The 20,038-nt window shown below is 55.2% G+C and carries 20 protein-coding genes and 2 pseudogenes; 11 read left to right on the top strand and 11 right to left on the bottom strand.

Annotated features, from left to right (window positions below; all coding sequences use genetic code 11):
• Positions 1–122: 122 nt before the first annotated feature.
• The 6 genes from ACSZO4_RS08510 to ACSZO4_RS08485 all read right to left on the bottom strand — a co-directional run bounded on the left by ACSZO4_RS08510 (position 123) and on the right by ACSZO4_RS08485 (position 6,896).
• A complete protein-coding gene (locus tag ACSZO4_RS08510) occupies positions 123–725 on the bottom strand; it encodes an SIS domain-containing protein (RefSeq protein WP_437888448.1) in 603 nt (200 codons plus the stop codon).
• A complete protein-coding gene (locus ACSZO4_RS08505; RefSeq protein ID WP_437888447.1) occupies positions 722–2,359 on the bottom strand; it encodes an FGGY-family carbohydrate kinase in 1,638 nt (545 codons plus the stop codon). The genes ACSZO4_RS08510 and ACSZO4_RS08505 overlap by 4 nt, the downstream gene beginning before the upstream one ends.
• 16 nt (positions 2,360–2,375) lie before the next feature.
• On the bottom strand, positions 2,376–3,329 hold the full coding sequence (locus ACSZO4_RS08500; protein WP_437888446.1) for an ABC transporter permease: 954 nt from the start codon (positions 3,327–3,329) through the stop codon (positions 2,376–2,378).
• Between the two features lies 1 nt (position 3,330).
• Positions 3,331–4,320: an ABC transporter permease gene (locus tag ACSZO4_RS08495; protein WP_437888445.1), complete on the bottom strand. Its 990-nt coding sequence runs from the start codon at positions 4,318–4,320 to the stop codon at positions 3,331–3,333.
• A complete protein-coding gene (locus ACSZO4_RS08490) occupies positions 4,313–5,812 on the bottom strand; it encodes a sugar ABC transporter ATP-binding protein (protein WP_437888453.1) in 1,500 nt (499 codons plus the stop codon). Before ACSZO4_RS08490 ends, ACSZO4_RS08495 begins: the two co-directional genes overlap by 8 nt.
• A gap of 100 nt (positions 5,813–5,912) precedes the next feature.
• Positions 5,913–6,896 carry an autoinducer 2 ABC transporter substrate-binding protein gene (locus tag ACSZO4_RS08485; RefSeq protein ID WP_437888444.1) on the bottom strand — a complete coding sequence of 328 codons (984 nt, stop codon included), beginning with the start codon at positions 6,894–6,896 and terminating at the stop codon, positions 5,913–5,915.
• A gap of 415 nt (positions 6,897–7,311) precedes the next feature.
• On the opposite strand from ACSZO4_RS08485, the gene ACSZO4_RS08480 reads away from it, so the two are divergent.
• Positions 7,312–7,707 carry a lysozyme inhibitor LprI family protein gene (locus tag ACSZO4_RS08480; protein ID WP_437888443.1) on the top strand — a complete coding sequence of 132 codons (396 nt, stop codon included), beginning with the start codon at positions 7,312–7,314 and terminating at the stop codon, positions 7,705–7,707.
• On the opposite strand, the gene rutR is transcribed toward ACSZO4_RS08480, so the two are convergent.
• Entirely contained in the window at positions 7,704–8,342 is a 639-nt protein-coding gene (gene rutR, locus ACSZO4_RS08475; protein ID WP_437888442.1) for an HTH-type transcriptional regulator RutR, read from the bottom strand. The two genes, ACSZO4_RS08480 and rutR, sit on opposite strands and share 4 nt — an antisense overlap.
• 279 nt (positions 8,343–8,621) lie before the next feature.
• Here rutR and rutA point away from each other — a divergent pair, with 279 nt between their 5' ends.
• Genes rutA through rutF form a run of 6 tightly spaced genes read left to right on the top strand, consistent with a single transcriptional unit; the run spans position 8,622 to position 12,711 of the window.
• Positions 8,622–9,713, top strand: a complete 1,092-nt coding sequence (gene rutA / locus ACSZO4_RS08470; protein ID WP_437888441.1) for a pyrimidine utilization protein A — start codon at positions 8,622–8,624, stop codon at positions 9,711–9,713.
• Positions 9,713–10,405, top strand: coding sequence for a pyrimidine utilization protein B (rutB, locus tag ACSZO4_RS08465; protein ID WP_437888440.1), 693 nt, complete (start codon positions 9,713–9,715; stop codon positions 10,403–10,405). Before rutA ends, rutB begins: the two co-directional genes overlap by 1 nt.
• 11 nt (positions 10,406–10,416) lie before the next feature.
• Positions 10,417–10,803, top strand: coding sequence for a pyrimidine utilization protein C (gene rutC / locus ACSZO4_RS08460; RefSeq protein ID WP_437888439.1), 387 nt, complete (start codon positions 10,417–10,419; stop codon positions 10,801–10,803).
• A gap of 7 nt (positions 10,804–10,810) precedes the next feature.
• On the top strand, positions 10,811–11,623 hold the full coding sequence (rutD, locus tag ACSZO4_RS08455; protein ID WP_437888452.1) for a pyrimidine utilization protein D: 813 nt from the start codon (positions 10,811–10,813) through the stop codon (positions 11,621–11,623).
• Positions 11,620–12,210, top strand: a complete 591-nt coding sequence (locus ACSZO4_RS08450; RefSeq protein ID WP_437888438.1) for a malonic semialdehyde reductase — start codon at positions 11,620–11,622, stop codon at positions 12,208–12,210. Before rutD ends, ACSZO4_RS08450 begins: the two co-directional genes overlap by 4 nt.
• A 9-nt stretch (positions 12,211–12,219) precedes the next feature.
• On the top strand, positions 12,220–12,711 hold the full coding sequence (gene rutF, locus ACSZO4_RS08445; RefSeq protein WP_437888437.1) for an NADH-dependent FMN reductase RutF: 492 nt from the start codon (positions 12,220–12,222) through the stop codon (positions 12,709–12,711).
• 3 nt (positions 12,712–12,714) lie between these two features.
• On the opposite strand, the pseudogene ACSZO4_RS08440 reads toward rutF, so the two are convergent.
• Both ACSZO4_RS08440 and ACSZO4_RS08435 read right to left on the bottom strand, forming a co-directional pair.
• A pseudogene (locus ACSZO4_RS08440) lies at positions 12,715–13,641 on the bottom strand (DMT family transporter).
• A gap of 179 nt (positions 13,642–13,820) precedes the next feature.
• On the bottom strand, positions 13,821–14,843 hold the full coding sequence (locus ACSZO4_RS08435) for an aldo/keto reductase (RefSeq protein ID WP_437888436.1): 1,023 nt from the start codon (positions 14,841–14,843) through the stop codon (positions 13,821–13,823).
• Positions 14,844–15,196: 353 nt separating this feature from the next.
• Here ACSZO4_RS08435 and ACSZO4_RS08430 point away from each other — a divergent pair, with 353 nt between their 5' ends.
• From ACSZO4_RS08430 to ACSZO4_RS08420, 3 genes are all read left to right on the top strand, one after another.
• On the top strand, positions 15,197–17,068 hold the full coding sequence (locus ACSZO4_RS08430; protein ID WP_437888451.1) for a phospholipase effector Tle1 domain-containing protein: 1,872 nt from the start codon (positions 15,197–15,199) through the stop codon (positions 17,066–17,068).
• Complete coding sequence (locus ACSZO4_RS08425) at positions 17,059–17,721, top strand: DUF2931 family protein (RefSeq protein WP_437888435.1); 663 nt, start codon at positions 17,059–17,061, stop codon at positions 17,719–17,721. The genes ACSZO4_RS08430 and ACSZO4_RS08425 overlap by 10 nt, the downstream gene beginning before the upstream one ends.
• A gap of 65 nt (positions 17,722–17,786) precedes the next feature.
• Positions 17,787–18,455: a DUF2931 family protein gene (locus tag ACSZO4_RS08420; protein ID WP_437888434.1), complete on the top strand. Its 669-nt coding sequence runs from the start codon at positions 17,787–17,789 to the stop codon at positions 18,453–18,455.
• A gap of 151 nt (positions 18,456–18,606) precedes the next feature.
• Here ACSZO4_RS08420 and ACSZO4_RS08415 read toward each other — a convergent pair whose 3' ends face one another.
• Positions 18,607–18,870: a YciI family protein gene (locus ACSZO4_RS08415; RefSeq protein ID WP_437888433.1), complete on the bottom strand. Its 264-nt coding sequence runs from the start codon at positions 18,868–18,870 to the stop codon at positions 18,607–18,609.
• A gap of 29 nt (positions 18,871–18,899) precedes the next feature.
• Between ACSZO4_RS08415 and ACSZO4_RS08410 the strand changes: the two are divergent.
• Positions 18,900–19,154, top strand: a pseudogene (locus ACSZO4_RS08410) (LysR family transcriptional regulator); the annotation flags it as partial.
• Between the two features lie 52 nt (positions 19,155–19,206).
• On the opposite strand, the gene ACSZO4_RS08405 reads toward ACSZO4_RS08410, so the two are convergent.
• On the bottom strand, positions 19,207–20,028 hold the full coding sequence (locus tag ACSZO4_RS08405) for an arginase family protein (RefSeq protein WP_437888432.1): 822 nt from the start codon (positions 20,026–20,028) through the stop codon (positions 19,207–19,209).
• Between the last annotated feature and the right edge of the window lie 10 nt (positions 20,029–20,038).

Below are 20,038 nucleotides of genomic sequence, written 5' to 3'. Positions count from 1 at the left end.
TTTCCCCTCACCCTAACCCTCTCCCCGAAGGGGCGAGGGGATCGTCCGTGCTCTTTTTAGGGTTTGTCATCAGTCTGCAGCGCCCGGAGATAATCCGGGCGTTTATCCCTTAACAGCGCGCCTCAGGGCGTTTTTCCTCTCAGGGTTAAACCGACATCCCCTCCGGGATGCACTTTCAGCAGCGTTTCCTTTGAATACCCGCTCTCTTCCATCAGACAGACGCAGACGGCATCGAAAATCGCCAGCGCCAGTACAATAGAGGTGGTCGCCAGCATATTCAGGGGGTCTATCTCGCGCTTTACGCCCGTAGAAATCACCAGATTTGCCGCTTGCGCAATCGCCGAGTCGGGATTTTCCGTCACGCTAATCAGCTTGACGCCTTTCGCCGCAAGCCCCGGCAGAAGGCGCGTCAGCTCATCGGAATTGCCGCCGCGTGAGAGCATAATCAGCAAATCTCTGTCATCCAGAAAGCCCAAATCCCCGTGCGCGGCATCGGTGGCATTGAGATAGATGGCCGGACGCTCAACGCAGGCCAGCATATGAGCGATTTTACGCGCCGCAATACCTGAGGTTCCGACGCCGGTGACCGCAATCTTGCCCTCGCAGCCGCGTAATGCCGCCAGCAGCGAGGCCCATAGCTCATCATTAAGGTGCCCGCTCAACGCCGCCATTTCGTTACTGTAAATCTGCCAGGCGGCACAGGCCTGTTGCCAGTGGTTGCTCATCCCGCCTCCTGCATCATGGTGCGATACTTCATATGATCCTGATACATTTCGTGGAAGACGCTGTATTTACGATCGTAGTAGTGCTTAATGCTGTTGGTCTGCGGCGTTACCGTTTTACCAATGCGGCTCATCGCGGCCATCGCTTCCGGGAAGGTCTCAAACACCCCGGCGGCCACCGTACCCATCATCGCGCCGCCCAGCAACATCGCTTCGCTTTCTTCCGGCAGCAGCATGGCGCAGCCGGTGGCGTTGGCATGCTCCTGGACAAAAATCGGGTTCTTGGTGCCGCCGCCGCTCGCCATCACCGTATCAATTTTGTAGCCGCTTTTGTTCATGGTCTCGATGATATGCCGGGTGCCCAGCGCTATGGCCTGGATGGTTGCCAGATACTGCAGCGCCATATCCTCCGGGGTACGTGACAATTTAAGCCCGCTTATCACGCCGGTGAGGGTCGGGTTGGCGCGCGGGGAACGGTTGCCGTGGAAATAGGGCAAAATATGCACATCCCGGGTCAGAAAAGCGATATTCTCCGGCTCGCCGGCCATTTTGCGCAGCAGTGCGTTCAGAGCTTCATAAATGGTTTGTCCCTGCGCTTTCGCCTGAGCAAGCAGGGATTCATAGCAGGGATGGGACTGAATAATATGGTCGATTAAGGCGCCGGTCGCCGACTGTCCGCCCTCATTAAGCCAGTAGTCCGGCAGCACCGCCGAGTAGTATGGCCCCCACACGCCGCTGATAAAACGCGCCTCGGAAGAAATCGCCATATGCCCGGTAGAGGTGCCGCCAATCAGCGCAATACGGCGGTCAAAATCCGCCACCTCTCCGGAGACGCCGCAGGCTCCCAGGTTGCCCAGCGTCCCGGCGTGGGCATCAATGATCGAGACGCTCACCGCCGTACCCGGCATTAACCCCATCTCAGTCGCTGCGCGTTTGGTTAAACCGCGCCCCAGTGGCTCCCCCATCGTTTTCACGTAGCGGCCGATTTTCTCAGCATCGTGTTCCAGCAAATCCTCCAGCCCAATCTGGCGAAAATAGCTGGCGTCCCACTTATCTTCGTGCCCCATATAGGTCCACTTGCAGACCGTCGAACACAGCGATCGCGTGTCGTCGTCAGTTGCCCGCCAGGTGAGGAAATCCGGCAGATCAAAAAAGTATGCCGCATTAGCCCATGTGTTCGGGATATGCTGTTTCAGCCATAGCAGTTTCGGCGTCTGCATCTCAGGCGAAATAATGTTGCCCACATAGTCCAGTACCCGGTGGTGTGTGGCATTAATACGATCGGCCTGGGAGATGGCCCGGTGATCCATCCAGACAATGATATTTTGCTCACTGCGCCCGGAAGGGCTGATGGTAAGCGGCTTTCCCTCTTTATCCAGCACCACCAGTGAACAGGTGGCATCAAAACCCAGCCCCTTGACCTGAATCGGATTGATGTCCGCCTGATTCACCGCATCGCGGACCGCATTGCATACCGATTGCCAGATGTTCTCTGAGGACTGCTCGACAAAGTCCGCCTGCGGGCGATAGATCTCAATAGCCCGGCTCGCCTGACTGACCATCCGCCCTGTCAAATCAAACACGCCAGCGCGGGCGCTGCCGGTTCCTACATCCACACCAATAAAGTAGCTCGCCATTATTTTTCTCCTGAAATCAGGCTTTACGATTTTGTAATGCAATAAAGAGGATCAGCACCGCTCCCCAGAGGGCCATCGTCAGATAGCTGCTGATACCGAGCAGATTGAAGCCGCTCTCCAGCATCTGCAGCACCACCAGCGCCAGCACCAGGCCCAGCACACGGCCAAAACCGCCGTCCGGGTTGATGCCGCCAAGCACCGCCGCCAGAATGGTGACCAGCAGATAAGACTCGCCGTAACCCGCTTTCGCCGAGTTGAATTTCGCCATCATCAGAACAGCGGCGGCCCAGCCCAGTAGCGCCGAAATCACATACACCGAAATCTGCACCCGCACGGTATTGACCCCGCTGTAGCGGGTCGCCTGCTCATTGGAGCCCACCAGATAGAGGCTACGCCCAAGAGTCGTATGTTCCAGCAGCGCCCATAAGAGGACCGCGACCAGCATAAACAGCAGTAGCGCCACCGGGATACCCAGCACTGTTGCGTTGCCTAAAAACTGAATCGCCGCCGGAAAACCTGAAATCACCGTGCCGTTGGAGAGCAGGATATTGAGCCCGGAGATGACGGTCATGGTGCCGAGGGTCGCAAGGATGGGCGATACCCCCACCCAGGAAATTAACGCGCCGTTAAGCGTACCGATGATTACCGCCACCAACAGCCCGGCCAGCAGCGCCAGCACGAGAAACAGCGGATTATCCGGGTGGCTCACCAGTACCGCCGCCATCACCAGCGAACAGGCATTCGCGCCAGCAATGATCGACAGATTAATGCCTCCGGTCAGCATGGTTATCCCCATCCCCAGGGCCAGCATGCCGAGTACGGGCAATTGTGAGCCGATGGACTGAAAATTCGCCACGCTGAAAAAACGCCCACCGAGCAGTAAGGCGAAGACCAGCGCCACCATCACAACGATGACGCACTGCAGGCGGATAATGGCATCGCCGGGGAATATTCTGGCTATCGATTTCATCTTAAAGCTCCCTTGCCAGTTTGCGTTTTTCGTTCCAGGCGGTGGCGCTGATGCTCACCAGAATGATGGTGCCGCTCAGTACCATATGCCAGTAAGAAGAGACCCCCAGCAGCGTTAATCCATTTTGCAGGAACGCCAGCAGGACAACCCCCAGCAGGGTGCCGGTCAGGGTTCCCCGTCCGCCGGTCATGCTGGTTCCGCCAAGCACCACCGCGGCCAGCACCGTCAGTTCGAAACCCAGCAGCGAGTTAGGGGCCACCGACTGGGTGATTTGCGCCTGCACCACCGCCGCAACGCCAGCGAGGATGCCCATGTAGCCATAGACATAAAAATGCAGCCTGAGCATATTCAGCCCCAGCCGGGAGGCGGCGTCGCGATTACCGCCCATGGCATAGATCTGCCGTCCGGGACGGGTATGATTCATCAGCACCGCAGTGAACAGGATCGTCGCGCCGAGGCACAATAGCGGCAGCGTCAGGCCATAGTCGTAGCCGTCGGCGGCGGTAAAGGAGAACCAGTTAATACCGTTCATAAACCAGTCCGGAAAACCATACAGCCAGGTTCCTTTGGTGGTATAGACCAACAGGCCGTAGTAAAGGTTGAGCGTGGCGATAGTGATGATGATCGCCGGAACGCGCAGCCTGTAGACCAGCAGGCCGTTGATAAGCCCCAGTACCAGTCCTACCGCCATAGCGAGCAGCAGCGCCAGCGCGAAGTTACCGCCCTGAGCAATCACCCAACTGGCCATCACATACTGGGCAATCGCCGTCATCGCCGGAAAAGAGATGTCGATACCGCCGGAGATCAACACCACAAAGAGGCCGCAGGCCAGAATGCCAAGAATGGCATAGCTGGTGGCAACGTCCGTGAGGTTGCCCAGGGTAAGAAACTCGTCGGTTCGCACGCTTAAACCGACCGCCAGCGCGACCACCAGCAGGCCAAGCCAGAATTCATGTTGCCCGATCAGCCGGGAAAGGGTTGCGTTACGCATTCACCACCTCTGCAATCTCTTGTTCGGTGCTGCGGTGCGGGTTGAATTCCGCCACCAGCTCACCACGGCGCATCACCAGTACCCGATGGCTGTTGTAGTAAGCCTCCGCTATTTCATCGCAGATCATCAGTACCGCCATCCCCTGCTCTGCCAGCTGACGGGCTATCTGGTAAATACCCTCTTTGTTGGCAATATCGACCCCGACGGTCGGAGAATCGAGAATCAGAATACGCGGGTTCGTCGCGACCCATTTAGCAATGGCGATACGCTGCGCATTGCCGCCGGAGAGCGTTTTTACCGGCAGATGGACATCCGACACTTTGATGTTCAGCTCGCTGATCAAATCATCCACTCGTTGACCGGCTTTTTGATGATCGAGAAGCCCCGCGCGGGTGTGCAGTTTGTCGAAGATCGTCACAATCGTGTTGTCATAAATGGACTGTTCCATAATCAGCCCCTGAGTCAGGCGGTCTTCCGATACGTAGCCAATGCCGTGACGAATAGCGTCATGGTTATTACGCAGCCGTACCGGCTTGCCGTTGATGACAATCTCCCCGGCTTGCGGACGGGTCATGCCAAACAGGCTCATACAAAGCTCGGTTCGCCCGGCGCCCAGCAGCCCGACAATCGAGATAATCTCGCCGCGGTGCAGGGAAAGGTTGATGTTGCGGTATTTACCTTTGCGGCTGAGCTGACGTAGTTCCAGCATCGGCACCTCGTCGACCGGCGCTTTTTCCGGCAGCGGGCTGTAATGAAAACGCTGGCCGGTCATCAGGTAAGCCAGCTCGTGGCTGTCGAGCTCGCTCGCCTGCCAGGTGCCCACCAGTTTACCGTCGCGCATTACGCTTATCCGATCGGCGACCTCCATCACCTCATCCAGACGATGACTGACAAAAACAACGCAGATGCCCGCCGCCTTAAGTTCATTCACTACCCGCAGCAGGCCATTCACTTCGTGACGGGTCAGGGATGCGGTGGGTTCGTCCATAATGACCAGCCGCGCATCAGCGGCAATCGCCCGGCAAATCGCCACCAGTTGGCGATCGGCAATGGAGAGTTTTTCCACTCTTTTCTCCGGGTCAAGCTGGACCCCGATACGCGCCATCGCCGCCAGCGCCTGGGCGCGCATCGCCCGGCGGTTAACCCGAATATCGCCTCCCGGCAAATAACGGTGGATGGCAATATTTTCCGCCACGCTGAAATTACCGAACAGCGACAGATCCTGATAGATAACCTGGATGCCATAGTGAGCGGAAAGCTGCGGCGTCAGCTGGTGAAAAAGTTTACCGTCCAGCGCAATGTTTCCGCCTTTTTCCGGGTGATAAACGCCGGAGATAACCTTGATAATCGTGCTTTTTCCGCAGCCGTTTTGCCCCGCCAGACAGTGAACGTCTCCCCTTTGCAGAGTGAGATTCACGTTATCCAGCGCCAGCACGCCCGGGAATCGTTTGCTGATATTCTCAAGAGTGATAAATGCGGTGGTTTCTGTCATCGACAATCCCTCTGCTACGCCCGCATCCGGGCCTGCTACTGCTGCCCCGAACACCGACCAGATGGCCGGTTTCGGGTTCCCTGGTGTGGCCTGAAAAACATCAGAAGCCAAGTGATTGCGCGTTATCTTTGGTGACTTCGAGGATCTTGTTAAAGCGGATCACTTTCTTGTCCATATCAACATCAGCTTTACCCAGTCCGTCGATGGCCAGATCCGCAGTGACCTCTTTGCCCTGCAACAGCTGATCGGCAACGGTGACCAGGGCGTAACCGGCGTCGCGCGGATCCCACAGCAGCGCTTTTTTAATGTCTCCGCGCATCAAATAAGGTGCCGCCTGGGCCGGCATCGCAATGCCCACCACCGCCAGTTTGTCTTTCGCGCGTTTTTTCTGTACCGCCTGGCCTGCGCCAATCGGGCCAAGGGATCCAAAGCCAATTACCCCGGTCATCTGCGGGTAGGTTTTCATTAAGTCGAGGGTTGTGGCATAGGATTTGTCGATGCTTTCCGCCACCGGCAGTCGCGATGTGACCTCAAACATCTGGGGGTATTTCTCCTTTTGATACTTGATGGCGTAATCGGCCCAGGCGTTATGCAGCGGCACGGTCAGGGAACCGACATAAATCGCGTAACCGCCCTTGCCGCCCATACTTTTAGCCAGTTCATCAACGTTAGCCTGAGCATATTTTTCACTGTCGATGGTTTCGATATCCCACTGCCCTATCTGCTGGTCCGGGGATTCATGCGTCAGCACCACGATGCCTTTGTCACGGGCCTTTTTCAGCACCGGCTCAAGTACTTTGGCGTCGTTGGGCACCACGATAATGGCGTTCACATTTTTGGCGATAAGATCTTCAATCACCTTCACCTGCTGCGCCGGATCCGGTGTGGACGCCCCGGTCTGATAAGCATTAACGTTGAGTTTTTTCGCAGCCTCATTCACGCCAGTCTCCATACGGTTAAACCATGGAATACCGGTGACTTTGGCCACGATGGCAATTTCATATTTTTCTGCAGCCATCGACTGAGCGGAAAACAGGGAAACAGAAAGAAGAGCTGCACTGAGTACGGCGAGTTTAAATTTCATAGTTGTACCTTTCTTGAGGACAGAGGAAAGTCGCGCCCTGAGGTTAACAACGAAGGGAAGAGGTTAAATAACTCAAGTTAGTGAAATGTGATAAAAGCCCATTTACGTTAATTTTTATGATTTATTTGGTTAAACTCAGGTAACAAAGAAGACCAGACCATAAAGTACCGTCGCAATAAATGTTGCAACAACACCAAAACACACACAATTTATTTTCATTTAATTAACATTATTCTTTGTTTTCTGATTTTTACGCCGACCCTGGCGGGTCTGCGGACGTCAAGAAGATTGCAAATATGAGAACTGAAACGAGAAAAGGAAAAGCAGGAAACCGACAGATCTATCGCCAGGTCGCCGACATGCAAGCCGAGTTATTTTGGGTATAATTCAGGGCATTGCGATAAAGGAGTGAATAATGAAATTTCGTCTGATGGCGATAGCAGCCCTGTTTTTATGCAGCGCTGCGCAGGCCGATGAGTGTAAAAATCCCATGACCCAGTTGACGCTGAATATGTGCGCCGCCCAGGAAACCCAGGCCGCAGATAAAAAACTCAACCAGACCTGGCAGCAGGTGATAAAACGGGCCGATCCAGCCCAGCGCGATCTGCTGAAAAAAGCGCAACGGGCATGGATCAGTTTGCGTGATGCCGACTGTGAATTTATTGCCTCCGCTACCGAAGGCGGCAGTGTCCAGCCGATGATCTACAGTGAGTGCATTGGAGGTAAAACCCGCGAGCGGGAAGCCTGGCTCGCCTCTTTCCTGCACTGTGAGGAAGGCGATCTCAGTTGCCCGCTGCCCGCGGCAAATTAACGGGGGCGAATACCCTCGATAATCATCCGCTGTACGTTGTCTACCGTGCCGGCAAAAAAGGCCTCATCCTGCAAATTTTTACCCGTCACCGCCTCCACCTGAGAGGCAAAATCGGCGTAATGCTGGGTGGCGGCCCAAATCATAAAAATCAGATGATGGGGATCCACCGGGGCCAGTTTGCCGCTGGCAACCCATCCGGCAATAATGGCCGACTTCTCTTCCACCAGCGTTTTCAGCGCCCCGCTTAATTGCGCGTTAAGCACCGGCGCGCCCTGTAACATCTCCATGCAGAACAGCCGGGAAGCCTGCGGATTATCCCTGGACACTTCCAGCTTCAGACGGATGTATTCGCCAATCGCCACCAGCGGGGAGAGATCTTCACGAAAGGCTTTCAGCGGCGCCAGCCAGATATCGAGGATCTCCTGCAACACGGCAAGGTACAGCGCTTCTTTTGAGGGGTAGTAATAGAGGAGATTGGTTTTAGAGACTCCGGCCCGCTCCGCCACCTTCTCAATCCTGGTTCCGTGAATACCATACAGAGAGAAGGTCTCCAGGGCAGCGGCAAGAATGGTCTCGCGTTTCTCAATCACCGCCTGTGTGCGTTTTCCCGTTTTTTTCGCCGTGCCCTGCGTCATTCTGCTTCTCCTGACTGATTTGCCTCAAGCATAGCAAATGGCCGTCGATGGCTCGACCCCCTGCACAGCGATGGCGCAGAGATGCCTGTTTTTTGTGCACTATTTTTGACCATTTAGTCCACTTTTTTCACACTCAAGTTGCCAACCTTTATTTAACACACTGACAACACTGCATTTTTCAAAACTGGCATCTCCTTTGCAAAACCCTTGATGCGAGGCGTAGAGAATTCGGCATTAAGCCGCACCGCGCCCCCTTCACCTGACAACGCGAGGTACGAGATGAAAATTGGTGTTTTCGTTCCTATTGGTAACAACGGCTGGCTGATTTCCACCCATGCCCCGCAGTACAAACCGACCTTTGAGCTGAACAAGGCCATTGTGCAAAAGGCGGAGCATTACAACTTCGACTTTGCTCTGTCGATGATCAAGCTCCGCGGCTTCGGCGGTAAAACCGAATTCTGGGATCACAACCTGGAGTCCTTCACCCTGATGGCAGGGCTTGCGGCGGTGACCTCACGCATTCAGATCTATGCCACGGCGGCCACCCTGACCCTGCCTCCGGCAATTGTTGCCCGCATGGCCTCCACCATTGATTCCATCTCCGGCGGCCGCTTTGGCGTCAATCTGGTGACCGGTTGGCAAAAACCAGAATATGAGCAGATGGGGATGTGGCCAGGGGATGACTACTTTGCCCGTCGCTATGACTATCTGACCGAATATGTACAGGTGCTGCGCGACCTGTGGGGCAGCGGCAAGAGCGATTTCAAAGGTGAGTTCTTCACCATGAATGATTGCCGGGTCAGCCCGCAGCCCTCCACGCCGATGAAAGTGATCTGCGCCGGGCAGAGTGATGCCGGCATGGCGTTCTCCGCAAAATATGCCGATTACAATTTCTGTTTCGGCAAAGGTGTTAACACCCCTACAGCTTTTGCGCCAACGGCGGCGCGGATGTGCGAAGCGGCAGAGAAAACCGGTCGTGAGGTCGGTTCTTACGTGCTGTTTATGGTGATTGCCGATGAGACCGATGAGGCCGCGCGCGCTAAATGGGAACACTACAAGGCAGGTGCGGATGACGAAGCGCTGGCCTGGCTGACCGAGCAGAGCCAGAAAGATACCCGTTCCGGCAGCGACACCAACGTGCGCCAGATGGCCGATCCTACCTCGGCGGTAAATATCAATATGGGCACCCTGGTTGGCTCTTATGCCACCGTGGCCCGCCTGCTCGATGAAGTGGCGACCGTGCCTGGCACCGATGGCGTGCTTCTGACTTTTGATGACTTCCTCCAGGGTGTGGAAGATTTCGGCGAACGTATCCAGCCGCTGATGCAGTGCCGTCAGCATGTCGCACTGCCTGCCCAGGAGGTGGCCTGATGAAAACTTTAGATGCACGCCCTGAGGCTATTTCCTTCACCCCGGCACAAAGTGCGCTGATTGTGGTGGATATGCAAAATGCCTATGCCACCAAAGGGGGATACCTCGACCTCGCGGGCTTTGATGTCTCAGCCACCGCGCCGGTGATTGAGAAGATTAAGACAGCCGTTGCCGCCGCTCGGGCCAGCGGCATGTTGATTATCTGGTTCCAGAACGGCTGGGATAACCAGTATGTAGAAGCGGGCGGACCGGGTTCCCCCAACTGGCATAAATCCAATGCGCTGAAAACCATGCGTAAACGCCCGGAACTTCAGGGAACGCTGCTGGCAAAAGGGGGCTGGGACTACCAGCTGGTGGATGAGCTGGTGCCGCAGGAGGGCGATATCGTGCTGCCCAAACCGCGCTACAGCGGCTTTTTCAATACCCCGCTGGACAGCATTCTGCGCAGCCGGGGGATCCGTCATCTGGTGTTTACCGGTATCGCCACCAACGTCTGCGTGGAGTCCACCCTGCGCGATGGCTTCTTCCTCGAATATTTCGGCGTTGTACTGGCAGATGCCACTCACCAGGCGGGCCCGGCATTCGCCCAGCAGGCGGCATTATTTAATATCGAAACATTCTTTGGCTGGGTCAGCGACGTTGACAACTTCTGCGCCGCCCTCGCCCCGCAAACCATTGCCAAAATCGCTTAAGGAGCACACCCATGCCAAAACAGGTCATTATTCCGCCAGGCACCACCACCCCTATCGCCCCTTTCGTTCCCGGTACGCTGGCGGACGGTGTTGTTTATGTCTCCGGCACCCTGCCTTTTGATAAGCAAAACAATGTGGTGTACCCCGATGACCCAAAGGCGCAAACGCGCCACGTGCTCGAGACCATTCGCAGCGTTATCGAGACTGCGGGCGGTACGATGGAGGATGTGACATTCAACAGCATCTTTATCACCGACTGGAAAAACTACGCCGCGATTAACGAAGTGTATGCAGAATTTTTCCCCGGCGATAAACCGGCCCGCTTCTGCATTCAGTGCGGACTGGTAAAACCGGAAGCCCTGGTCGAAATCGCCACCGTCGCCCATATCGCTAAGTGAGGCCATGATGAAACTTGCCATCACCCCGCCTCCTTTTCCCGGCGCACCCGTTGTGGTGATGATTGCCGGACTGGGGGGCACCGGCAGCTACTGGCTGGCGCAAATGGCCGCGCTGTCGGCACAGTTTCAGGTGGTCAGTTACGACCAGTGCGGCACGGGCAACAATCCGGCGTCCCTGCCGGATAACTACCAGATAAGCGATATGGCAAGCGAACTGCTCAGCGCCCTGCAACAGGCAGGTATTGAGCGCTTCTGTGTGGTAGGCCATGCGCTTGGCGCGCTGGTAGGAATGCAGCTCGCGCTGGATTATCCCCAGGCGTTGAGCGCCCTTGTTCTGGTTAACGGCTGGCTGACGATGGACGTCCACACCCGGCGCTGCTTCCAGATCCGTGAACGACTGCTGCTGGCGGGCGGCCCGCAGGCCTGGGTTCAGGCCCAGCCGCTGTTTCTCTATCCGGCTGACTGGTTATCGGCCCATGCGCCACGGATGGAAGCCGAAGAGGCGCTGTCGCTCGCCCATTTTCAGGGCGAACACAATCTGCATCGGCGTTTGCAGGCTCTTAAAAATGCCGATTTCAGCGCCACCGCCAGCCAGATTGCCTGCCCGGTACTGATCGTCTGTTCGCAGGATGACATGCTGGTGCCCTGGACCTGCTCGCAGCAGTTACAACAGGTATTGCCCGATAGCGAACTGGCGGTGATGGCCCGCGGCGGCCATGCCTGCAATGTGACGCAAAGCGATGAGTTTAATGGCCTGCTGCTCGACAGGCTGGCCACTTTGCTGCCGGCGACGGCAGCGATGCAAAAGGAGTGTTTATGAGTGAAGCCGTGAATCAGGGGGCGCTGGATGCCCTGTTTACTACCGCACGCACCCACAACGGCTGGCAGGCAAAACCGGTCAGTGATGCCACCCTGCGCGAAATTTACGACCTGCTGAAGATGGGGCCGACATCGGCTAACTGTAGCCCGGCCCGTTTTGTGTTTATTCGCACGGCTGAAGGGAAAGAAAAACTGCGCCCGGCCCTCTCCGGCGGCAATCTGGAAAAGACCATGAGCGCCCCGGTCACCGCCATCGTTGGCTGGGATCCGCAGTTCTACGACCGCCTGCCGGAGCTTTTTCCTCATGGCGATGCCCGTAGCTGGTTTACCTCAAGCGCGTCACTTGCCGAGGAGACGGCGTTTCGCAACAGCGCCATGCAGGCGGCCTATCTGCTGTTTGCCTGCCGCGCGCTGGGGCTCGACACCGGCCCGATGTCTGGCTTTGATCGCCAGGTCGTTGATGCCGCCTTCTTTGCCGACAGCGGCTATCGCAGCACGCTGCTGGTCAATATTGGTTATGGCGATGAAAGTAAACTTTTTGCTCGTCTGCCGCGCCTGGCGTTTGACGATGCCTGTCAGTTGCTTTAGGAGGTCGTGATGGCCATCAGCCAACAACATTTTCGCGATGCCATGTCCTGCATCGGGGCAGCGGTGAATATCATCACCACCGATGGCCCGGCAGGTCAGGCGGGGTTTACCGCCAGCGCCGTCTGTAGCGTAACCGACTCACCGCCGACGTTGCTGGTGTGCCTGAACCGTTCGGCGTCGGTATGGCCGGTATTCAGTCAGAATCAGGCGTTATGCGTCAACACGCTGGCGGCGGGTCAGGAAAGTTTATCCACGCTGTTTGGGGGTAAGACCCCGATGGCAGACCGCTTCGCGGCGGCGGACTGGCAAAGCGGAGAAACCGGATGCCCGCGGCTTACGGGCGCGCTGGCATCCTTCGATTGCCGTATCAGTCAGGTGGTGAGCGTCGGCACCCACGATATTCTGTTTTGCACCATCGAGGATATCGCCCATCTTCCGGCGCCGGACGGCCTGATGTGGTTTAACCGCAACTACCACACCCTGCCGCGCCCGGCCTGTTAAGCGTCAGGACTCCTGCCCGGCAGACTCCTGCGGCGCTGACTCCAGCGCCGCTTTCTTACGCCTCTTGAGCTTAAGTTCGCTCACCAGCACCCCGACGACGATAAAGACGCCGCCTACGATCGCAAGCATCGGCAGACGCTCTCCAGCCAGACGGCCAAAAATGCCTGCCCATACCGGTTCCCCGGTATAGATGACCGTCGCCCGGGTTGGCGATACGCTACGCTGCGCCCAGTTCATGGTGACCTGGATAATGGCGCTAAAAATACCCAACCCGGCCCCGACCATTAAGAGCGCTGGCGAGAGTTCAGGAACTGACTCCCCGGCCGGGGCCATGGCGGCAAAGGCCACCAGCGAGGCCGTAAGCAGTTGCACAACGGTGACCCGGCGGACATCGACCTTCCCTGCCTAGGCGCTGATCAAAATGATCTCTGCGGCAATGGCCACTGCGCCTGCCAGGGTAATCAGTTCACCTTCCCCCAGCGCCAGCAGGTTACCGCCGGGGCCGGCAAGTAAAATCAGGCCGATAAATGCCAGCACAATCCCCACGCAGGGCATTAAGCCTGGGATCCTGCCAAGACACAGCCACTGCAACAGCGGCACCAGCGGCACATACATGGCGGTAATAAAGGCTGATTTGCTGCTGGGAATAAACTGAAGTCCCCAGGTTTGCAGGCTGTAACCCAGTGCAATGGAGACGCCAATCGCCACCCCGGCTTTGACCTCAAGCCAGGTGATGCCACGCAGTACATTAAGCGATAGCAGCGCCACCGCCAGTGCAGCGGTCGCAAAGCGCAGACCGACAAAAAAGAAAGGCCCGCTGAGGGTGACGGCATATTGCACCGCCAGAAAAGTGCCGCCCCAGAACATGGTAATGAGGATCAGCAGGGATTCCTGAGGAGAGATTGAGAATTTGAAACGAGAGGCGCGCATGTTGCAAACCGGTTAACGTAAACCACTAGTGTGCTTTTTCACGCGTATTTGTTCAAGTCCCAACATAGGGGTTCAGACATGGGCTTTCATCGATAAATAAACATCATGCATTCTGCAACAGAGCGTAAGTTAATCCACACCGTTCACTTCTCCTTTTCCTGTTAATGCAAATCGCTTGCTCAACGCGTCCAGACCTGTTTTTGATCCTTAGTACGGGGTGTATTTTGCGCCATGACTCCTGAAAGAAAATGCGGTTGATAGCAGGTTTCAAGGTAGCGAATATCCTCGTCCTTGAGCTCTAATTTCAGCGCATTTACCGCACCGTCAATATGTTGTTTTTGCGTAGCCCCCACCACTGGCGCAGTGACTTTTTTCAGCAGCCAGGCGAGCGAAATTTCGGTCATTGAAACCTGATAGCGACGGGCAAGTTCCGCCACCCGGTCAATAATCACCTGATCCTGCGCGGCGGTGGTGTTGTACTTCCCTTTGGCATAATCATCCTGGGTCGCACGTTGGGTTTGCGGGTTACCCTGGCGGGAAAGGCGGCCGCTGGCTAAGGCACTGTAGGGTGTCATCGCCATTCCTTCTTCGGCGCACAAACCGAAGAGTTCGCGCTCGTCTTCACGCATAATCAGATTGTAATGACTCTGAACGGAAACAAAGGGGGTCAGACCTTCACGCTCGGCCAGCGCATTCGCTTTGGCAAGCTGCCATGCATAGCAGTTTGAAATACCGGTCGCGCGGATTTTACCGGCCTGAATGGCCTCATGCAGGGCTTCAAGCATCTCGATAACGGGGGTGTTGTAATCCCAGATGTGGCAGATATAAAGGTCAATGTAGTCCATGCCCAGATTCTTCAGGCTCTGGTCGAGTGAGCGGGCAATCGCCTGCTTCCCGCTGATGCCTCTGGCAATCTGCCCCGGCGTGCGCGGCAGGAATTTAGTCGCCACGACAACATCCTCGCGCCTGGCCATATCGCGCAACGCCTGCCCAATATATCGCTCGCTTGAGCCATTCTGGTAGACGATGGCGGTATCAAAGAAATTAATGCCCTGCTCCAGGGAGTAGCGAATAATCTCCCGGCTGCGTGTTTCATCCAGCGTCCAGCTATGCTGCCCCGTCGCCGGATCGCCAAACCCCATACACCCCATGCAAATACGGGAAACCGTTAAATCACTTTTACCCAGTGAGAGATACTGCATCCTGTGTCGCCCCCTTCATTCAAAATTGAATGAGCTAATGCCAGTCATTTTAGGGGTCACCGGGAACCCTGCACTTTGAAGGTTCTGAGGAAGCGCTCCACTCAAGCCTCCCAAAGATACTTGTTGTTATCTGCCAGGTTTGGCCCATCCGATGTTGACATTAAATTTTGGTTAAGTGGTGCCATCTGGTTACTATACGAACTTAATCCATAGTCAAAAAAGGGATTTGATATGGGCATACAGTACACCAACTAATTTTCCCCAGAAATGCAGTAGCCCTCAGGGGAAGGCCAGAAAAATAGTTTGTTCAGAAATAGTACTCTCTGACAGCTTTTTAAATAAGGATATTGATGATGGCAATAGGATATTTTCTTCGTCTTGGGGACAAAACGACCTGTGGGGGGCGGATCCTGACGGGCGATCCGACATTTATCTGGTATGGCGTAGCCGGTGCCCGTGAGGGCGATCTGGTGTCCTGTGGTAAGCATCCCGGAATTTATAGAATTCAAGGTGGGGTTTATGATGTGTGGGATGAAGGGCGCAGGTTGGCCGGGACGCTGGACAGCATCAGTGGTTGCCCTTGTCGCTCACAGCTAATCCCTTCCATTACAGACTGCTATCAAAAAGAGTCAGCTTCAGCGGCAAGCCCCCTTTTCGCTCCTGCCGCTGGCGTCACGCAGTTCGCGCAGAGCGCCCGGCGTGAAGACGAGCCGGAACAACATGCACAGGCGACCAGGAAAAAAAAGCGCGAGCTGACCCTGACCATCGGGGTCTTTTTCGATGGCACCGGCAACAATGCGGATAATACCACTGCCAGTATTAATGCCTGCACCGGTGAGCATTTTGGGATGGATAATGCCGATGCGATGTCAGCCTATTTCCAGTGTATTGAGCTAAAACGCGGCTACAGCGGCACCGCAGCAGGAAGCCATCTTGGCTATTACACCAATATACACTGGCTTCATACGCTGTATGCCACAGGTTTTCCCGTTAATAGTGATCAGGGTCAGAATGCGATTTATATCGAGGGGATCGGCACGGAAACCGATGAGGGCGACAGTGTTTACGGAATGGCTACCGGCAAGGGGAATACCGGTGTGGTAAGAAAAACCGACAAAGCGGTCGCGGCAATGGTTGCCGCTATCAGAGACTATTTAGCCAGGCCATCCGAAACCGATGTGGGACTCGTCAAAGAATTGCAGTTTGATATTTTCGGGTTCAGTCGCGGAGCGGCGGCTGCACGGCATTTTGTCAACCGGGTATCCGGTCAGGACAACGCCATTATTGCGGCCATTAAGTCCGGGCTGAACGGCGTCGAGTTTTCCGGTACGCCCGGCGGTAAAACCCGTTTTCTGGGGATATTTGATACCGTGGCGGCCATTGGCACTCCGATTAACGGCCTCAACCCGCACAGCGCCGATACCGGTGAGGTCAATATTGCGCTGCGTCCAGGCGTGGCGGAGAAGGTGTTTCATATCACCGCCCAGCACGAATGCCGGTTTAACTTCGCGCTGAACAGCGTGAAACCGGCATGGCCGGAGCTGGCTCTGCCCGGCGTGCACTCTGATATTGGCGGCGGCTACAACCCCGACGAGCATGAAGCCTGGTTTCTGACCCGCCCGCAGTTTGAAACCGTGCCTCTTTCGACCCCCGATACCGCTACTCGTGTTTATCAGCAAACCAGCGAGCAGCTTGCGGTGATGGATACCTGCCCGACAATTGCCCCGGTGCTTAAGGCCGTGGAAATTGAAATCAATGCCTGGCACGACGACAGAATGCCTGCCGATCGTTACGGTACGCTGCAAAAACGCAGTGGTGCGGCGCTGATCATGGAGCGACCGACGCGTAACGACTGGTCAAAGGTGGTGCTACGGGTGATGATCGATGCCGCTCAGGATGCTGGCGTGGTATTCGATCCTATTTTGCCTAAAGATGACCATCTGTCACTGCGAGCGGAGCTAAACAGCCTGTGTGAAAAAGCGATTATGATGGGGCGCGCCGCCCGCGGCGGTCAGTCGATGACCGGATTTACCACCCCTGAAATTTATACTCTGGCGGAAAAATATCTCCACTGCTCAGCCAACTGGAACAGCGTGATAAGAGACGGTCAGGGAATGGTTACCGGCGCGGTCAAACCAGCGAAGCTTGTGACCTTCACCAACCGCCCTGACGAACACTGGCAGCGGACAGTTTACGATATGGACGGGAATAAAATATGGAAATAATACGACTGACCGGGCTGCTTTCGGTAATGATGTTGACCGCCTGCCAGGGGGCTGGTCAGCCTAACGTTGCCGCAGTCAAAAACAGTGGGCCAACAGAGTGGAGGTTTAATTTTTTCACGCCTCAGGCGCTGCCTGCGGTGGTAACGTTTGTCGCAATCCTTGATTCTGGCGGTATTGATTATCGGTTTAATACGCTGGACAGCACCCCGGACCTGGATAAAGTCATCGGCAACTGGAATGATATCGAACGAGCGCCTGGCGGGCACTGGAATCACGTTAAACATCCCCCCAGACATATTATTTTTTGCTGGGACTCGGTGATTGATAAAAGAGTCTATGAAACCCGCCTGACCTTGTCTGACGCCGTTGTGGAGAAAATGCGCAAACCCAGCGTATATAAGGACTATCAGGGTAATGTCGGGTATTACGACAATATGCAAATTGGCCTGGCTCCAGGAGGGAAAGTGGCTGTCTGGCTACGAGGTATCGGTGAACAGCCTAATTATCGCGTGACACCGTCAGTCTTAAAGACCCTGTCCGGGGATAAATTAGCGTTTTGCAAAGGAATAACACGATTTTCTGACGGCTATGAGTACGGGAAAATGACTGAGGACTTTATTAAAGGGAAAACATACCCCTACGGTAATTGGTAGCGTTCACCAACCGCCGCCGATAAACACTGGCAGCGGACAGTTTACGATATGGACGGGAATAAAATATGGAAATAATACGACTGACCGGGCTGCTTTCGGTAATGATGTTGACCGCCTGCCAGGGGGCAGGCCAGCCCAACGTTGCCGCAGTCAAAAACAGTGAGCCAACAGAGTGGAGGTTTAATTTTTTCACGCCTCAGGCGCTGCCTGCGGTGGTAACGTTTGTCGCAATCCTTGATTCTGGCGGTATTGATTATCGGTTTAATACGCTGGACAGCACGAAGGCGCTGTACGGTGTTATCGGCGGGTGGGACGATCGCTCACGGGCACTCAACGGCCACTGGAATCACGTTAAACATCCCCCCAGACATATTATTTTTTGCTGGGACTCGGTGATTGATAAAAGAGTCTATGAAACCCGCCTGACCTTGTCTGACGCCATCGTGGAGAAAATGCGCAAACCCAGCGTGTCCAGGAATGCTCCGGGGAATAACCAGTATTATCATAACGCGCTGCAAATTGGTCTGGCTCCGGGAGGAAAAGTGGCTGTCTGGCTAAACGGCGTCAGTCGGGGTGAGCCTAATTATCGCGTGACGCCATCAGTCTTAAAGACCCTGTCCGGGGATAAATTAGCGTTTTGCAAAGGAATAACACGATTTTCTGACGGCTATGAGTACGGGAAAATGACTGAGGACTTTATTAAAGGGAAAACATACCCCTACGGTAATTGGTAATTGCAGCACGAAAAGGGATCCTCAGGCTGTTCACATTCTTTTGTCGGGATCCCTCAGTTTTATGCGTCAGGACAGTGGTGGTTGGGTTGCCCGGTGCACAATGGTTCTGATGATCCATTCTTTAGTGACCATATACCACCGGCTGTATTTTTTATGCTTTCTGCAACTGATGCAGATTTTCCGCAATCATTTTGGGGATAAATTCACGCACCTCGTAGGTGGCCAGGTCGGGGTAATAAGCATCCTCGCGAAGAATAGCGGTAAGCTCATCCTGATGCTCAACATTGGCAATAACAAGCCCGGCACGTTGCTGGTCGGAATAAGGCCCGAGCAGCACAAATGTTCCGGTGGCGAAATGATGTTTAAACCATTGTGCATGCTGAATAAACAGGGATTCATGCTGCTCAGGCGACACAGTATTGTTTACCGTAATATTGATAATGAACAATGGAGATGCCGGGTCAGCTTATCAGTAACGATATTGACGTTATGGCCGATAGAATACGTAACGGACTGGGCATCGGCAGGTTATTCGAACCTGTTTACAACTTACAGCCAGACAAAGAGACATTTATTCCGCTGATGGAAAAGTACTGGAAGACATACCCACCTGTTTATCTCTATTACCCTAAAAACGCGGGCAGGAGCAAAAGAGTGAAGGCATTAATTGATTTTCTGCTCCAGCAAACGCGGCAATAAAAGCGAAATGGCTCAGGATAGCGTCCTGCAACATGATCCTGAGCCAGGATCTTTACTCGCCGAGGATATTATTGATAACCGGCATCAGCGCATTGATTAATGCCGCTGGCGATACCGGTTCGGATTGCGAGTCCCAGCAGTTTTCAAACTCAGCGATTTCCAAGCCAATGACCTCTGATTGTGCCAGCACCCGACATGCCTGCTCCAGATCCGCAAGGCTCATTCCGCCCGGATGCCGGTAATCGGTCGGCACAATACCGGGCTCCAGAACGTCGCAATCAAGATGGATATACACCGGGCGGCCATTAATCTGCGCGCGTAGCTGTGCAAGGTAGTCTCCGGTCAACGGGATAAAGGCCAGCCTGCGCTCATCAATCAGCGTTTTTTCAAAGCCATCCAGGTCTCGTTGCCCGACAAGGATAACTGACGCCAGCGCCACGCCGCTGCCCAGACCGGAATCCCATAAACCCGCAGGGCCGGACAGCGCCATTCCGCCTAAATATCCCGTCGACGATGAATCAGGCGTATTGAGATCGGCATGAGAATCAAACCACAGAATGCAGGCATCGGGCCGATGTTTCACCACCGCAGGCAAGGTTGCCAGCGAGACTGCACATCGGCTGGTGGCAGCCAGCGAAGATTCCCCCCGGGCAAAGATCTCATCGAATTGCGCCTGCATCATTTTTAGTGCCGGCATGGCAGCGGATAGCTCCGTTTGCCAGCCGGTATTTAGCGCCGGTTGCGCCTCGCCAATCAAAACAGGCTGTAACCCGGTCAGTTTGCCAAGGTGGTTTGCCAGTGAACGCGCGCCGGGAATGGCGAGATCGTTGTGATCGCCAGCCCGCCCCTGAAAACAGGTTAGTGTAGTGGTCAAAGCGTTAGCC

Origin of the sequence: Phytobacter sp. V91 (genome assembly GCF_965644225.1) — a bacterium.
Taxonomy (GTDB): Bacteria; Pseudomonadota; Gammaproteobacteria; order Enterobacterales; family Enterobacteriaceae; genus CBFFRJ01.
This window is presented reverse-complemented; position numbering and strand designations above follow the sequence as displayed.

Coding starts and splice junctions, on each gene's coding strand:
- ACSZO4_RS08510 (WP_437888448.1), bottom strand. CDS start 725: ATGAGCAACCACTGGCAACAGGCCTGTGCCGCCTGGCAGATTTACAGT.
- ACSZO4_RS08505 (WP_437888447.1), bottom strand. CDS start 2,359: ATGGCGAGCTACTTTATTGGTGTGGATGTAGGAACCGGCAGCGCCCGC.
- ACSZO4_RS08500 (WP_437888446.1), bottom strand. CDS start 3,329: ATGAAATCGATAGCCAGAATATTCCCCGGCGATGCCATTATCCGCCTG.
- ACSZO4_RS08495 (WP_437888445.1), bottom strand. CDS start 4,320: ATGCGTAACGCAACCCTTTCCCGGCTGATCGGGCAACATGAATTCTGG.
- ACSZO4_RS08490 (WP_437888453.1), bottom strand. CDS start 5,812: ATGACAGAAACCACCGCATTTATCACTCTTGAGAATATCAGCAAACGA.
- ACSZO4_RS08485 (WP_437888444.1), bottom strand. CDS start 6,896: ATGAAATTTAAACTCGCCGTACTCAGTGCAGCTCTTCTTTCTGTTTCC.
- ACSZO4_RS08480 (WP_437888443.1), top strand. CDS start 7,312: ATGAAATTTCGTCTGATGGCGATAGCAGCCCTGTTTTTATGCAGCGCT.
- rutR (WP_437888442.1), bottom strand. CDS start 8,342: ATGACGCAGGGCACGGCGAAAAAAACGGGAAAACGCACACAGGCGGTG.
- rutA (WP_437888441.1), top strand. CDS start 8,622: ATGAAAATTGGTGTTTTCGTTCCTATTGGTAACAACGGCTGGCTGATT.
- rutB (WP_437888440.1), top strand. CDS start 9,713: ATGAAAACTTTAGATGCACGCCCTGAGGCTATTTCCTTCACCCCGGCA.
- rutC (WP_437888439.1), top strand. CDS start 10,417: ATGCCAAAACAGGTCATTATTCCGCCAGGCACCACCACCCCTATCGCC.
- rutD (WP_437888452.1), top strand. CDS start 10,811: ATGAAACTTGCCATCACCCCGCCTCCTTTTCCCGGCGCACCCGTTGTG.
- ACSZO4_RS08450 (WP_437888438.1), top strand. CDS start 11,620: ATGAGTGAAGCCGTGAATCAGGGGGCGCTGGATGCCCTGTTTACTACC.
- rutF (WP_437888437.1), top strand. CDS start 12,220: ATGGCCATCAGCCAACAACATTTTCGCGATGCCATGTCCTGCATCGGG.
- ACSZO4_RS08435 (WP_437888436.1), bottom strand. CDS start 14,843: ATGCAGTATCTCTCACTGGGTAAAAGTGATTTAACGGTTTCCCGTATT.
- ACSZO4_RS08430 (WP_437888451.1), top strand. CDS start 15,197: ATGGCAATAGGATATTTTCTTCGTCTTGGGGACAAAACGACCTGTGGG.
- ACSZO4_RS08425 (WP_437888435.1), top strand. CDS start 17,059: ATGGAAATAATACGACTGACCGGGCTGCTTTCGGTAATGATGTTGACC.
- ACSZO4_RS08420 (WP_437888434.1), top strand. CDS start 17,787: ATGGAAATAATACGACTGACCGGGCTGCTTTCGGTAATGATGTTGACC.